The organism is Devosia sp. A16 (genome assembly GCF_001402915.1).
Classification (GTDB): domain Bacteria; phylum Pseudomonadota; class Alphaproteobacteria; order Rhizobiales; family Devosiaceae; genus Devosia_A.
In genome coordinates, this window is record NZ_CP012945.1 from 659,166 (window position 1) to 673,993 (window position 14,828).

Annotated in this window: 11 protein-coding genes; 3 read left to right on the top strand and 8 right to left on the bottom strand. The window is 66.8% G+C overall.

From position 1 onward, the window contains the following. Positions 1 to 83 precede the first annotated feature (83 nt). Positions 84 to 1,094 (top strand): LacI family DNA-binding transcriptional regulator, encoded by a 1,011-nt coding sequence (locus tag APS40_RS03275; protein ID WP_156342817.1) that lies wholly within the window; start codon positions 84 to 86, stop codon positions 1,092 to 1,094. Positions 1,095 to 1,126: 32 nt separating this feature from the next. Here the strand turns inward: APS40_RS03275 and APS40_RS03280 are convergent, their stop codons facing one another. The 5 genes from APS40_RS03280 to APS40_RS03300 all read right to left on the bottom strand — a co-directional run bounded on the left by APS40_RS03280 (position 1,127) and on the right by APS40_RS03300 (position 7,123). After that, the gene (locus APS40_RS03280) at positions 1,127 to 2,038 is read right to left on the bottom strand and encodes an ABC transporter ATP-binding protein (RefSeq protein WP_055045700.1); all 912 of its coding nucleotides are present in this window, start codon (positions 2,036 to 2,038) and stop codon (positions 1,127 to 1,129) included. Next, positions 2,035 to 3,066 carry an ABC transporter ATP-binding protein gene (locus tag APS40_RS03285; protein WP_055045701.1) on the bottom strand — a complete coding sequence of 344 codons (1,032 nt, stop codon included), beginning with the start codon at positions 3,064 to 3,066 and terminating at the stop codon, positions 2,035 to 2,037. Before APS40_RS03285 ends, APS40_RS03280 begins: the two co-directional genes overlap by 4 nt. Positions 3,067 to 3,069: 3 nt before the next feature. Further along, a complete protein-coding gene (locus APS40_RS03290; RefSeq protein WP_055045702.1) occupies positions 3,070 to 3,927 on the bottom strand; it encodes an ABC transporter permease in 858 nt (285 codons plus the stop codon). 6 nt (positions 3,928 to 3,933) lie between these two features. Beyond that, the gene (locus APS40_RS03295; RefSeq protein WP_055045703.1) at positions 3,934 to 4,938 is read right to left on the bottom strand and encodes an ABC transporter permease; all 1,005 of its coding nucleotides are present in this window, start codon (positions 4,936 to 4,938) and stop codon (positions 3,934 to 3,936) included. Positions 4,939 to 5,233: 295 nt separating this feature from the next. Beyond that, complete coding sequence (locus APS40_RS03300) at positions 5,234 to 7,123, bottom strand: ABC transporter substrate-binding protein (protein WP_082434664.1); 1,890 nt, start codon at positions 7,121 to 7,123, stop codon at positions 5,234 to 5,236. A gap of 616 nt (positions 7,124 to 7,739) precedes the next feature. On the opposite strand from APS40_RS03300, the gene APS40_RS03305 reads away from it, so the two are divergent. Beyond that, positions 7,740 to 9,734: a family 43 glycosylhydrolase gene (locus APS40_RS03305; RefSeq protein WP_055045705.1), complete on the top strand. Its 1,995-nt coding sequence runs from the start codon at positions 7,740 to 7,742 to the stop codon at positions 9,732 to 9,734. 48 nt (positions 9,735 to 9,782) lie between these two features. Here the strand turns inward: APS40_RS03305 and APS40_RS03310 are convergent, their stop codons facing one another. Then, positions 9,783 to 10,214: a PAS sensor domain-containing protein gene (locus APS40_RS03310; RefSeq protein ID WP_055045706.1), complete on the bottom strand. Its 432-nt coding sequence runs from the start codon at positions 10,212 to 10,214 to the stop codon at positions 9,783 to 9,785. 262 nt (positions 10,215 to 10,476) lie between these two features. Between APS40_RS03310 and APS40_RS03315 the strand changes: the two genes are divergently transcribed. Continuing rightward, the gene (locus APS40_RS03315; RefSeq protein WP_055045707.1) at positions 10,477 to 12,774 is read left to right on the top strand and encodes a Tex family protein; all 2,298 of its coding nucleotides are present in this window, start codon (positions 10,477 to 10,479) and stop codon (positions 12,772 to 12,774) included. 194 nt (positions 12,775 to 12,968) lie between these two features. On the opposite strand, the gene APS40_RS03320 is transcribed toward APS40_RS03315, so the two are convergent. Together APS40_RS03320 and APS40_RS03325 are read right to left on the bottom strand one after the other, a co-directional pair. Continuing rightward, positions 12,969 to 13,481, bottom strand: a complete 513-nt coding sequence (locus APS40_RS03320; protein ID WP_055045708.1) for a hypothetical protein — start codon at positions 13,479 to 13,481, stop codon at positions 12,969 to 12,971. Beyond that, positions 13,481 to 14,653, bottom strand: a complete 1,173-nt coding sequence (locus APS40_RS03325) for a hypothetical protein (RefSeq protein ID WP_236884189.1) — start codon at positions 14,651 to 14,653, stop codon at positions 13,481 to 13,483. Before APS40_RS03325 ends, APS40_RS03320 begins: the two co-directional genes overlap by 1 nt. Between the last annotated feature and the right edge of the window lie 175 nt (positions 14,654 to 14,828).

The following is a 14,828-nucleotide window of genomic DNA, read 5'->3' on the forward strand; positions in this document are numbered from 1 at the left end:
AGGCAGTGCGAACGACGCCAAGTTGTCAAATCGCGTCTGCCCCTTCTATGAAGAGCACCGAGGCAACTGGAGCGATGGCAGGAGTGACCAAGAAGCGCGTAACGCTCGCGGATGTGGCGAGGCTCGCCGGCCTCTCCTCCGCCGCCGCTTCGATGATCCTGACCGGCCGCCCCGATACCCGGCTCTCGGCCGAGGCGCACCGGCGCGTGCACGAGGCGGCGGCGCAGTTGGGCTATCGCCCCAACCTCGCGGCGCAGGCGCTGCGGACCGACAAGACCCGCACCATCGCCTTCATCTCCGATTACGTCGCCACCACGCGCTACGCCAACGGGCTGATCCGCGGCGCCCTCGCCGCGGCGCAGGAAGCCGGCCAGGTGCTGATGCTGCTCGAAACCGGCGGCGAGCCCGACCGCGAGGTGCAGGCCATCGAGGCAGCGCTCGACCGGCAGGTGGACGGCATCATCTTCGCCGCCATGCGAGCCCGCGAGATCTTCGTGCCGACCCTCCCCGCAGCCACCCGTGTGGTGATGCTCAACGGCACCAGCAGCCGCTTTCCGCTTTCGGTGCTGCCCGACGAGCTGACCGGCGGTCGTAGCGCCGTGGAGCTGCTGGTGGCAGCCGGCCATCGCGACGGCATCGCGCTCATCGGCCACAACCGGATCGCCGAACAGGGCCTGTTCCGTTCCGACACGGTGGCGCGACGCATCGCCGGAATCCATGCCGCGATGGAGGAGCACAAGCTCGGTTTCGCCACCGAGGAGAGCTGCTGGGAGTGGGAGCCGCAGCATGGCTTCGAGCTGACCCGCAAGGTCCTGACGCAGCGGCCGGACATCACGGCCCTCCTCTGTCTCAACGACCGGCTCGCCTTCGGTGCCTACCAGGCACTGGCCGAGGCGGGACGCTCTGTGCCGGACGATATTTCCGTGGTCGCCTTCGACAATGACGAGATCGCCGGCTACCTGCGCCCCGGGCTCACCACCATCGCGCTGCCGCACGAAGAGATGGGCCGCGCCGCGGTCCGCCTGCTGCTCTCGGCCGAAACCAGCGGCGAGCACCTCGTCGCCATGCCCGTGGTGGTGCGCGCCTCGATCTGACCGGCCACCGGCAGGGCGCCGCGGCGTCGGTCCTAGACCCGCACCTTCCGCCCGTCGGCCCGCTCTTCGAGCCGGCTGTCATCCGCCTGCGACAACCGCTCGTTGCTGAGCTGCAGCAGGTCGTTGGCCGGTGTGAGGTTGCCGGCGCCGGCATCGTCGGCCGACAGCACCGAGGCTTTGAGCAGTTGAGAATAGGGATGCTCGGGCTTGTCGAGCACGGCACGGGCCGGCCCCATTTCCACCACCCTGCCCTTCTGCATGATGATCAGCCGATCCGAGATATAGTAGGCCGTGGCGAGGTCGTGGGTGATGTAGATCACCGAGACGCCCAGATCGTCGCGCAGCGATTTCAGCAGGTTGACGATCGCCATGCGCAGCGACGCATCGACCATCGACACCGGCTCGTCGGCGATCAGCAGCGGCGGGTTGGGGATCAGCGCCCGGGCGATGGCGACGCGCTGCAGCTGTCCGCCCGACAACTCGTGCGGGAAGCGGCCGCCGATTTCGGCGAGGCTGAGGCCCACCTTCTGCAGGGCGCCATCCATGGCCGCATCGACCGCCGCCTTGTCGCGGGTGCCGAGGAACCGTCGCGCCGTCGATTGGAGATAGCGATCGACCCGCTTGAGCGGATTGAACGCCTCGAACGGGTTCTGGAAAACCGGCTGCACATTGGCCATGAACTTCAGCCGGTCGGCCCGCCTGCCATGCTGCACCGGCTGGCCGCGGAACAGGATGCTGCCGGTGGTCGGCCGCTCCAGCCCCAGGATCATGCGGGCCAAGGTCGTCTTGCCCGAACCGCTCTCCCCGATGATGGTGAAGATCTCCGGCTTGTCGGCGGCGATGGCGAAACTGACCTGGTCGACGGCGCGCACCTCCTGGCGGCCGAGGATGCCGCCCATCTGGAAACGCTTGCCGACATCGGCGACTTCAAGCAGCGCGCTCATGCGGCAACTCCCACGCGAGTGTGCCCGCCGGGCACCAGCGGCTCGACGTCGGCGGCGCGCCAGCAGGCGCTGCGGTGGTCGGGTCCGACCGTCAGCAGCGGCGGCGCCTCGGTCTTGCACTTGTCGATGGCGAGCGGGCAGCGCGGATGGAACCGGCAGCCGGCCGGCGGCGCCGCAAGACTGGGCGGCCGCCCCTCGAGCGCCGGGCGCTGCGTCGTGTCGCCGATGCGCGGCAGGCTGGCGACCAGGTGCGCCGAATAGGGATGCTTGGGCGCGGTAAACAGGGTGCGCGTCGGCGCCTCCTCGACCAGCCGCCCGGCATAGATGATGCCGATGCGGTCGGCGATATTGGCATGCACGCTCATGTCATGCGTGACGAAGACGATCGAGGAGCCCATCTCGGTCTGGAGGTTCTTGATCAGCGACAGCACGTCCTTCTGCACCACCACGTCGAGCGCCGTCGTCGGTTCGTCCGCGATGATGAAATCGGGCTTGCACACCGTCGCGAGCCCGATGGTGACGCGCTGGCGCATGCCGCCCGACAATTCGTGCGGATAGGCGTTGAGCACCGAGGGCGGCAGTTTCAGGTGCCCCAGATGCTCGATCACCCGCTGGCGGAAGGCGCTGCCGCTGAGCCCCAGCGGCCGGGCGGCGAAATCCTCGAAGATGCGGCCGATGCGGCGCACCGGGTTCAGCGTGCTCATCGAACCCTGCATGATGTAGCTGAGGTGCCGCCAGCGGATGGCGTCGATCTCGGCCGGGGTTGCGATGGTGACGTCGGTCTTGGCACCGCCGAAATCATAGGTGGCGCTGCCCGCGATCACCCGCAGCGGCGGCCGGATGGCGGCGGCCAGCACCTTGATGAAGCTGGTCTTGCCCGAGGAACTCTCGCCGGCAATGCCGTAAACCTCGCGCCGCTTGACGTTCATGCTGATGCCGTCGACGGCGCGTACCTCGCGGTTCACCCCGAAATAGCTCATCTGGTAGTAGGCCTTGAGCGCCTCGACCTCGAGAATGTTGTCGGCCATGCACTAGGCTCCCATGCGGCGCAGCCGGCTGCGCGGATCGATATATTCGTTCATCGAGACGGCCAGCAGGAACAGGCCGAGGAAGGTGATGACGATCAGGATCACCGGGATCACCACCCACCACCAGACGCCCACCACCATCGCCGAGTGCGAATTGGCCCAGTAGAGCACGGTGCCGATAGTGGGGTTATTGATGTTGGTGAAGCCCAGCACGGCGAGGGTCACCTCCATGCCGATCGACCACAGCATGTTGTTCATGAAGGTCGAGAACACGATCGGCATGACGTAAGGCAGGTGCTCCTCGAGCAGCACCTTGCGGGTGCTCATGCCGGCGAACACCGCATGGCGGGTGAACTCGCGGTGCTTCAGCCCGAGCGCCACGGAGCGGATCAGCCGCGCATCGAACGGCCAGCCGAAGCAGGCCATGATCAGCGCCATGGTGAAGCTGTCCATGTGGTTGCGCAGCACGAAATAGAACAGCACCAGGATCGGGAAGATCGGCACCGCGACGAAGATGTCGTTGATGAACATCAGCACCCGGTCGACCCAGCCGCCGAGGTAGCCGGCCGCCAGCCCCACCGCGATCGAGATGATGCGGCTCAGGACCGCCACGGTGATGCCGAACAGCAGGCTGTTCCTGAACGCCGCCGAAAGCTGCCAGAACAGGTCCTGGCCGCGCGAATTGGTGCCGAACCAGTATTGCGCCGAGGGCGGCTGGTCGGGAATGGCGAGGTAGATCTGGCTGGGATCGACCGGCGAAAAGAAGCTCAGGGCCGCAAAGATCGCCACGATGCCGACGAGGATCAGCCCGATGGTGAACTCGATGTTGTAGCGGATAAGGTCGCGGAATACGGCAAACATCTGGCTTCACTCCGCCCGGACGCGCGGATCGAGCAGCGGGTGCAGCAGATCCACGATGAAGATGGCCAGCGCCACCGCGGCGATGGAAATGGTGCAGACGGCGAGCACGGTCGAATAGTCGCCGGCGTTCACCGCGTCGACGAGGAGCGACCCCATCCCCGGGTAGTTGAACACCTGCTCGGTGATGACGGTGCCCGAGAACACTCCGCCGATCACCATGGCGAGCGCCGTCACCTGCGGCACCAGCGCATTGCGGATCACGTAACCGCCCACGATCGTATCGCGCCTGACGCCGGCGAGCTCGGCATAGGTGACGTAGTCTTCGGTGACGATGTTGGAGACGAGCGCACGCATGCCGATGAACCAGCCGCCCAGCCCCACCAGCACCAGCGACAGGGCCGGCAGCAGCGAATGCTGCAGCACCGACAGGATGAACGACCAGGTCCAGCCCGGCCGCACGTCCATGGCGAAGCCGCCCGAGATCGGCAGCACCGGCCACAGGAAGCCGAAGACGATGAGGATGATGAAGGCGACGATGTAGTAGGGGATCGGCTGCAACCCCATCGAGACGATGCCGAAGGCCTTGAGCCAGCGGCTGTTCTGGAAATAGCCGGCGAGCCCGCCCAGCAGGTTCCCCACCACGAACGTGATGGCGGTCGAGGTGAGCAGCAGCCCCAGCGTCCAGGGCAGCGCGCGCAGCACCAGTTCCATCGCCGGGGTCGGGAAGGCCATCAGCGAGGCGCCCAGGTCGCCGCGCAGCAGCCGGCTCCAGAAATTGAAATACTGCGTCAGCACCGGCTGGTTGGTGCCGAACATCTCGGTCAGCGCAGCGCGGGTCGCGGCAATCGCCTCAGGCGACAGGTTCGAGCGGGCGGAGAGGCGGCCGAGCACCTGTTCGACCGGATCGATCGGCGACAGGTAGGTGACGACGAACATCGCCGACACCCCGAAGAATATCACCGCCAACAACTGCACGAACCGCTTGGCGGCGAACCACAGATAGCCTTGCATAAACTCTCCTATGCACCCGAGGCGGCCGGTTAGCCCGCGGCGGCCGCAGGCCGTCCGCACCGGGACGGCTTCTTGGCCGTCCCACAACGCGGCGACTTCTTAGTCGTCCGCTCGCGGCGACTTCTTGGTCGTCCGCTCGCGGCGACTTCTTGGTCGTCCGCTCGTGGCGACCCTCTTCGTCGTCCCGCACGCCGGTTGCTTCGGTCGCCTCTCTCGTCTTCCATCAGCGCCCCCGAAAGGCGGAAGGGAGCGCGGGAAAATTCCCCCGCGCCCCCTTTCACCTCAGGGAGAACGATCAGCCCGCGACCGGAGTGATCTGGGTGAAGATGTAGCGTCCGTTCGACCAGTTGGTGACCGGGTTGGCATACGGCTTCTCGGCGTTCGGCCAGCCGGTCCAGTAGCGGTTCGACTGGATGGAGAACACGTTGTAGGCCATGATCGGGATGTTCGGCATCTCTTCGAGGTGCAGCTTGACGAACTCGTGGCCGTACTCGATGCCCTTGGGATCGTTGAAATCGATCTTGCGGATCTTCTCGATGATGGCGTCGAGCCGCGGATCGGTCCAGCGCATCCAGTTGCGGTCGGGCTGCGATTCACCGGGCTTGGCCACATAGGCCGAGTGGTAGCTGTCGAGGAAGAAGCTGAGGTCGGGGTGACCGCCCCAGGTTTCCACCGCCCAGGCGATATTGGTTTCGTAGTTGCCGACGCGCTGCCGGCCCCAGGTATCGCTGTCGACCTGCGCCGTCGCCTGCACGCCGGCCTGCGTCCACATCTGCGCAATCATCACGCCCAACCGGTTGATCACGCCTTCCGCCGGCACCATCACCTCGAAGGCGAAGGGCTGGCCGTTCGGCATCATCCACTGGTTGCCGTTCTTGGTGAAGCCGGCCGCCGTCAGCAGCTCTTCGGCCGCCGCCACGTCCTGCTTCCACCAGCCATAGCCGAAGGCGTTGCGCACCGCCGCCTCGTCGGTCGGCACCGCGTCGCCGAACTGCGGACGCACCATGTCGGCGATCTGCAGGCCGATATTGGGGTCGTACGGCTTGATCTTGCGGGTGCCGGTGTCGACCTCGTAGTTGATGAGGAAGTCCTGCAGCGGCGCATGATAGTCGCGCGGATGCGTGCCTGTGGGCGGCACCGAGATGGCCGAGAGCGTCGCCGCGCCGCGATAGGACGCCATCGACATGGCGCGCGCATCGAGCATCAGCGCCAGGGCCCAGCGCACGCGCTTGTCCTGGAACTTCTCGTTCTGGTGGTTGAAGATGATCATCGGCAGGGTCGGATCGGGGTGGGCATAGGGGAAGCCCGGGAACCAGCCCTGGATCTGCGGATCGTCCTTGACCACCGCGAAGGTGCCTTCCGGCGTCAGGTCGTGCACCATGTCGAGGTTGCCGTTGCGGATCTCGATCAGGCGGTTATCGGTGGTGATGTTGTTGCGGTAGATGACGTATTTCGGCTTGGGCTCGGCGATCATGCCCATCGCCGTGCGCTGCCAGTCCTCACGCTTCTGCCAGATGTACCAGGTGCCGTTCGGATCGAACGAGTGCAGCGTGTAGGGCCCGATGCTGACCGGCGGGTTGGCGTCGTAGGTGAGGATGTCCTCGACCTTTTCGTAGACATGCTTGGGCATGATCCACGCTGCCGTCCAGCGCACCGCGAACAGCGCGTGGAAGCGTGAGTTGGGCGCATTGAGCTTGAAATGCACCGTGTACTTGTCGGGCGCGGTGACTTCGGCCACCTGCGCGCTGAAGGCGCCGTTATAGGGCGTGCCGGGGGTCGCCTTCTGCTTTTCGACCGTGAACACCACGTCGTCGGCGGTGAACTCGACGCCGTCGCTCCAGAAGATGCCCTGCTTGAGCTTGACGGTCATCTCGGTGAAGTCGGCATTGTATTGCCACAGGTCGTCGGCCAGCGAGTTGTAGACCGCGTTCTCGCTCGCCCCTTCGATGCCGGCATCGGGGTCGATGAACCACAGCGTATCGGTGGTGAGGTTATGCAACCCGTTGCTGGTGCCGTTGCCGGCGCCGACCGCCCACAGGTTGAACCAGCCCGGATTGCGAATGATCCCTTCGGGATTGTGAACGATCACCGTCTCGTTGCGCGGAAACTGCGCCAGGTCCGGCGCGGTCCCTTCGGCATCCTGTGCAAAGGCCAGGCCATTGGCGGCCACGGTAAGGGCGCCCATAGCGGTGCCCAGCAGAAAACTGCGTCTATCCATCTTCTTTTTCCTCCCGACGGCGGCAGCGCCTCTCGCGCTCCTGTCCCGAAAGCGCTCCACCGCTTTCGGGCGCCATCCTATCCGCGAAGCCTTCCTTGTCAACTTGTGTTTAGATGTACATCGGATATCCTAATATGAACGGCAGAGCCCCTTGAGGTACGTACATCTTTCTGTCGCCGAATGCCCCGAACGGAGTTCTCCGGCAATTGATGTGTGTCAAATATGCGTTCTTTTGCAGTATGTTACCAGATAACGACGCTGCAGTTCGGCGATCCGCGAAACACAGCCACGCGATGCGTCGCCTTTGACCGCGCCTTCATCGAACCTATCGAGTGTGCGGTTGCTTCATATCAGAACTCGCGGTTACTATCGTGACTGTGCCTGCTCGATCCGGTTCAGTCGTTCGCCCCTCCGGCAGGGGTGATCGCCGGCCGGTGAAACCTGAAATTCCGACCGGGCATGTGGAGCCCTGCCCCCGAGACCACGGAGCCGCGACCGGGCCGCTGCCGCCGAATCGAGCGGCTCGTCCGAACGGCACATCGGTCGAGCCTTCATACCCTGTTTTCCGTTATGGACCCCTCTGATGACCACGCCAAAGCCGACCTGGAGCGCCGATAACGGCGACGGCACCTTCACCAATCCGCTGTTCTACGAAGAGTTTTCCGACCCCGACATCATCCGGGTGGGCGAGGCCTACTACATGACCGGCACCACCATGCACTGCATGCCGGGCCTGCCGGTGCTGCGCTCCACCGACCTGGTGAACTGGACGCTGCTCTGTTACGCCTTCGACCGGCTCGACCTCGGCCCCGCCTTCCGGCTCGAGGATGGGGAGATCTACGGCCAGGGCATCTGGGCCCCGTGCCTGCGCTATCGCGACGGCACCTTCTATATCTTCTCCAACGTCAACGGCCAGAAGACCCAGATCTTCACCGCCACCGATCCCGCGGGTCCCTGGACGCGCAGCGAGGCCGAGTACAACTACCACGACCTGACGGTGTTCTTCGACGACGACGGGCGCGCCTATGTGGTCTGGGGCTACCGCAACCTCAGGATCGCCGAGCTCGACCCGAGCCTCCGCCGGGTGATCCCCGGCAGCGAACGCGAGCTGCTGCCGCCTGACAGCCTGATGGGCGAAGGCGCCCACTTCTACAAGGTCGGCGGCAAGTACCTGATCACCAGCGCCTGGTTCGCCGGGCCCATGCGCATGCCCTGCGCCCGCGCCGACAGCCTCGATGGCCCCTGGGAGATCAACCCCGCCATTTCGATCGACGAGGATTTCGGGCTCGCCGAAGGCTATCGGATCAAGGGCGCCGGCATTCCCTTTACCCTCGCGCCGCCATTCGAGCTGGTGCCGCCCAACCCCGCCGCCAACGGCCGGCTCAACCTGCACCAGGGCGGCATCGTCGACACTCCAAATGGCGAGTGGTGGGGCTGGTCGATGATGGATTACAATTCGCTCGGCCGGCTGACCTGCCTGTCGCCCATCACCTGGCACGATGGCTGGCCCTATTTTGGCCTCTCCGGCAATCTCGGCCGTACTCCGCGCACCTGGGTGAAACCCTCCACCGCCTCGCCGTCGTCGCCCGCCCTGCCGTGGCCGGAACGCAGCGACGATTTCGACGGCGCGACGCTCAACCCGATCTGGCAGTGGAACCATGTGCCGGTCGATGCCAAGTGGTCGCTCGGCGAGCGCCCTGGGCATCTCCGCCTCCACACCCTGCCCGCCGCCGATTTCTGGCGGGCGAAGAACACCCTGACGCAGCGCGCGGTCGGCCCGCGTTCCACCGTCACGGCGGAGTTCGACGCTGCCGGCCTCGCCGCCGGCGACGTGGCCGGGCTGGCGCTGCTCGGCATGCCGTGGCGCTGGGTCGGTCTCGCCCGCACTGCCCTGGGCGACGAGATCCGCGCCTTCGACTACCAGACCGGCCACACCCTCGCCGCGCCCGTAACAAGCTCGCGCCTCTGGCTGCGCGCCGAGTGCGACTTCCTCACCGAGGTGGCGCAGCTCAGCTACTCAACCGACGGCGAGAGCTTCACCCCCATCGGCGAGCCGATGATCATGGTGTTCCAGCTCAAGACCTTCCAGGGCATCCGCTATGCGGTGTTCGCCTATAACGAGACCGGGCAAGCCGGCGGCTATGCCGATTTCGACCGCGTCAGCATCGACGAGCCGCACCCGCGCGGCCTGATGCAGCCGATCCCGGCCGGCGAGAGCGGCACGCTGGTGCTGGCCAATGCGCCGTCCATCGGCCTTGGGGTCGCCCTGGGGACGGTGATCGCCGCGACGCCGGAGGCGCTCACTGTCGAGCCGGTCGGCCTGGGCCGCGTCGCCCTGCGCCATGCCGGCGGCCTGCTGTCGGTGACGGCGGGCGGCGTGGTCACTGTGGGCGGCCTTGCCGGCGAGGCGACGCAGTTCCAGTGGATGGAAACTCCGACCGGGGAGGTGACGCTGATGGCCCTCGCCACCAACCGCTTCCTCCGCATCGCCGCCGATGGCGCCGTAAGGGCCGACAGCCCCGGCCCCCGGCCGGACGGCGGAGACGGCACGCGCTTCAGGTTTGCCGGACCCGTGTAACCCTCGCGCCTCTCGAGCCCGGCAGCGAGGCGCCTCGCTGCCGGCAGCTTAACCGGCCTTGTCCCCGGCAAGCTCGCGCGCCCAGCTTTCGAGGCTCTCCTGCAGGCTGACCAGCCGGGAAATGTCGGACTGGATGCCGATGAAGTGGGTGATCTCGCCGTCCCGCGCGCGGACCGGCCGGATCGACAGCCGGTTCCAGAACGGGCTGCCGTCCTTGCGGTAGTTCATCAGGTCGATCAGCAGCTCTTCGCCCTTTGCCATCGCCTGGGCGAGGCGGGCAACCTGCGCCCGGTCGGTACCTGCTCCCTGCAGGAAGCGGCAATTCCGGCCGATCACCTCGCCCGGCGTATAGCCGGTGAGCTTCTCGAAACCCTTGTTGACGTAGATGAGCGGGCAATCGGGGCGCCGGGCATCGGCCAGGCTGATCGAATGCAGCGACGGGTCGATGCGTCTGTCTGCGGGACGGAGAAGCTTGATCATCGGATACTCGGCGGTTGGCGCGATAGTATCGGCGGGGATCTGGCACGAGACAACTGCTTCCTCCGTTGGCGATCGTGCAAAAGCCGGGAAAGCAGAGGCTCCCGCTTTCGCTGGAATGACCCGGTGGGCGGGGCACGCCATGACCTGACGAGAAGGGGTCGCCTCCCGCCCCACTCACAAATCGAGGAAATCCTCCCGCGCCGGGTGTGACCGCCGGCCCGAGCCGACTATGGTCGCCCCGACCAAATCAAGAAGTTGCCTCATGTCCCAACTCGACGCCCGCATCGCCGCCCAGATCGCCACCGAGATCGCCGCCCGCCCCGACCAGGTCCGGGCGGCGGTGGAGCTGCTCGACGGCGGCGCCACGGTGCCGTTCGTCGCGCGCTACCGCAAGGAAGTGACCGGCGGCCTCGACGACACCCAGCTGCGCCTGCTGGCCGAGCGGCTGACCTATCTGCGCGAACTGGAAGCCCGCCGCGCCGCGATCCTCAAATCCATCGACGAACAGGGCAAGCTCACCCCCGAGTTGACCGCCTCCATCTCGCGCGCCGCCACCAAGGCCGAGCTCGAGGATCTCTATCTGCCGTTCAGGCCCAAGCGCCGCACCAAGGCCGAAATCGCGCGGGAGCGTGGGCTTGGCCCGCTTGCAGAAGCCATCCTCGCCAACCGCAGCGCCGATCCCGTGGCGCTCGCCGAAGCGTACATCACGGCGGAGGTGCCCGGCACCAAGGAGGCGCTCGAAGGCGCCCGCGACATCGTCATCGAGGGCCTGTCGGAAAACGCCGCCCTGCTCGGCCAGCTGCGCGCCCATATGCGCGACAAGGCCATGCTGAGCGCCAGGGTACTGAAGGGCAAGGAGGAGGCCGGCGCCAAGTTCGCCGACTATTTCGACCATTCCGAACGCTGGAACAAGGTCGCCGGCCACCGGGCCCTCGCCATGATGCGCGGCCGCGACGAGGAGGTGCTGAGCCTCGAGATCGAGGTGGATGCCGACGTCGCCGATCCGGTCAAGCCGGCCGAGCGCCTGGTCATCGGCGCGCTCGAGGCGCAGGGCAATGGCGCCGGCGACCGTTGGCTCCGCGAGGTGGCCGGCTGGGCCTGGCGCACGCGGCTGCGCATCACGCTCGCCATCGACCTGATGGTGGAGCTGCGCGAGCGCGCCGAGCTCGAAGCTATCGGCGTCTTCGCCCGCAACCTCAAGGATCTGCTGCTGGCCGCTCCGGCCGGCGCCCGCGCCACCATGGGGCTAGACCCCGGCATCCGCACCGGGGTTAAGGTCGCGGTCATCGACGCCACCGGCAAGCTCCTCGACAGCGACACCATCTACCCCTTCCCGCCTCGCAATGACGCGATCGGCGCCCAGGCCGCCATCGAGGGGCTGATCAGCAAGCACGGCGTCGAACTCATCGCCATCGGCAACGGCACCGGCAGCCGCGAGACCGAAAAGCTGGTGGTCGACCTGATCGCGCGCCTGCCGGCGCCCAAGCCGACCAAGGTGATCGTCTCGGAGGCCGGCGCTTCGGTCTATTCCGCCTCCGAACTGGCCGCGGCCGAGTTCCCCAATCTCGACGTGTCGCTGCGCGGCGCCGTCTCCATCGCCCGGCGCCTGCAGGATCCGCTCGCCGAACTGGTCAAGATCGAGCCCAAGGCAATCGGCGTCGGCCAGTACCAGCACGATGTCGACCAGTACCGCCTCGGCCGCTCGCTCGATGCCGTAGTGGAAGACGCGGTGAACGCCGTCGGCGTCGACCTCAACACCGCCTCGGCACCGCTGCTGGCGCGCATCTCCGGTCTCGGCCCCTCGGTCGCCGAAGCCATCGTCACCCACCGCGACGCCAACGGCCCGTTCCGCTCGCGCCAGGCACTGCTCGAGGTGCCGCGGCTCGGCCAGCGCACCTTCGAGCAGAGCGCCGGGTTCCTCCGCATCACCGGCGGCAGCGAACCGCTCGATGCCTCATCGGTGCACCCCGAAGCCTATGGCGTCGCCCGCAAGATCGTCGCCGCCTGCGGCCGCGACCTGCGTGAGATCATGGGCGACAAGTCGGCGCTGTCGGGCCTCGATCCCAGGCGCTTCGTCGATGACCGCTTCGGCCTGCCGACGGTGCGCGACATCCTCGCCGAGCTGGAAAAGCCCGGCCGCGACCCCCGCCCCGCCTTCAAGACCGCGACCTTCGCCGAGGGCGTCGACGACATCAAACACCTCAAACCCGGCATGCTGCTCGAAGGCACCGTCACCAACGTCGCCGCCTTCGGGGCCTTCGTCGATATCGGCGTGCATCAGGATGGGCTGGTGCACGTCTCGCAACTGGCCGACAAATTCGTCAAGGACCCGCACGAGGTGGTCAAGGCAGGAGACGTGGTGAAGGTGCGCGTCGTCGAAGTCGACGTACCGCGTAAACGCATCGGCCTCAGCATGCGCAAGGAGATCGACACCTCAGCTCCGCGCGATCGCCCGCGTGATCAGCCGGTGCGCGCCAATCAGCGCGTGGCGAAGGAGGCGCCGCGCAGCACCGGGTCGCTGGGGGACATGCTCAGCGAGGCCATGAAGCGGAAGAAGTAGCGGGCATTGCAGTCGGGACTCCCTCTCCCGCTTGCGGGGGAGGGGGAACCACGCGAAAGCGTGGTGGGAGGGGGGTGCCCCACGCACTGACCGCAGGCGTACGGGGCACGGGCCGGTGTTTGTGGCACCCCCCTCCCACCGCCTGACGGCGGCACCCTCCCCCGCAAGCGGGAGAGGGGCGCCGACTGCGGGCTTCAGCGCTGACCGCCCACCCGCTCCCCAAACACCCCCGCCAGATACGCCATCGTCGCGAACGGCATCACCTCACCCACCCGCGCCAGTCGCTCCGGCGTGTAATACCCCGCCTCGTGCAGCAGGTTGAACGCCCCGATGGTCCGCCCGCCCACGACGATCGGCAGGTTGGCGATCGACTCGCAGCCCAGTGAGCCGATCAGTTGCCAGTCGGCGAAATCCACCGCGATCGCTTCGAGGCTGAGCGCGGTGTAGATCTCCTGCCGGCGGATCAGCGTTGCCGTCCACTGGTTGTCGGGGATCGGCTTGAAGCCGCCCACCGCATAGGCCTCGGCGTTCTGGGTGTAGAGGCGGCGGAGCCGGCCGGCCGGCACGTCGAACAGCGTCGCCGTGGTGAGCTTGCTGCCGATCGCCTCGCCGATCAGCCCGGCGACAAAATCGAACAACGGCTGCGCGGGGCCGGCCTGGCGGACCAGGGCGAGGAAGGCCGGCCAGTGCTTGTCGAGCGCAGCCATCAGGCGACCCAGAAATCGCGCAGCGTCGAAGGGGTGTGCATGTTGCCGTAGAGATAGGCCCAGAACTCGGTGCGCCGCTCCTTGGGCACCTTCTCCCACACCGCGTGCGTCGCGGTATCGCCGCACCAGTAGCCGTAGACGAACGGCGCCCTCAGGCCGTGGCGGAGAAAGGCGATGCGGTTCTTCGCCGTTGCGAGGTCCTGATAGCCCGCCTCGGCGACGATCGGCGCCACCTCCTCGTGCGAGCGGCCCTCGGCGTGCAGCATCCAGGCGGCGTTGCAGCGGAGCGCCGCGCGCAGCCGCTCGAGCGTCATCCCTACCACGTCCTCGGGGGTGTTGATCCAGTCGAGGAAGAACCAGCCATTGTCGGCAATGCCTTCGAACAGCGCGCTGCTGGCCGAACTCGTCACCACCTGGGCACCGTCGAGCGGCATCTTGCCCTCGGCGACATAGCGCTGGCGCAGCGCCATATGCACCAGGTGCCCCGGGAACGCCTCGTGGCAGGCGAGGTGCTTGATCGCCGAGCGGGTGAACGGCATGGCGAGGTTGAGCCGCATCTTGCGCTCGGGAAAATCGCAATAGGCGGTGAACGGCACATCGTCGAGCCGCACCGGCTCGAGCCACTCGTCGTTCATCAGGTACATCATCTCGCTGGTGCGGCGCCGCGCCTCGCGCGTCACCTCGGCCATGGTGGCGAGCACCTGATCGGGCGGAACGAGCGTGTCGGCTTCGAACCGGCCGACATCCTCGGCCAGCGACCCGCCGCGATAGCCCAGCTCATCGAGGTTTTCCCGGATGGTCCGGCGATAACCGTCGAGGATCTCGTCGCTCACCATCTGGGTGTCGACCCGCATCTGCCGGCGCAGCCGTTCGGCATAGGAAATCTGCCGGCCCTCGAAGGTGTCGAGCAGCGCCAGGAGCGAATCCAGCATTTCGGTGAGGTAGGCGCGGCGCAGCTCACTGTCGGCCTCGCCTGGGACACGCGCCTGCAACGCATCCAGCCGGTCGCGCGCCTCGCTGTAGTCCTTGAGCGCATAGGGCTCGATCTGCGCCATCGCCACCGGGATCAGCCCCTCACGGTCGAGGAAGCTCTGGGTGCGCGGCACGTCGCGATAGAGCCGGTCGAGGCCGGCGGTGAGCCGCGCCAGTTCGAGTCCCAATTGCATGCTCATGGCCGCTCCCTGCACCCCTGTTGATCTAACGGACTAGAACACCATCTGTCGGCCCGCCGCCAGTGGCCCAGAGCGACTTTCGTCCAATTGGCCGGCCAAATCCAACAGAAAACCGACGACAACCCGCTGATTTCCCGGCATTTTGCATGACATTTGAGCAGCACGGACGGTCTGC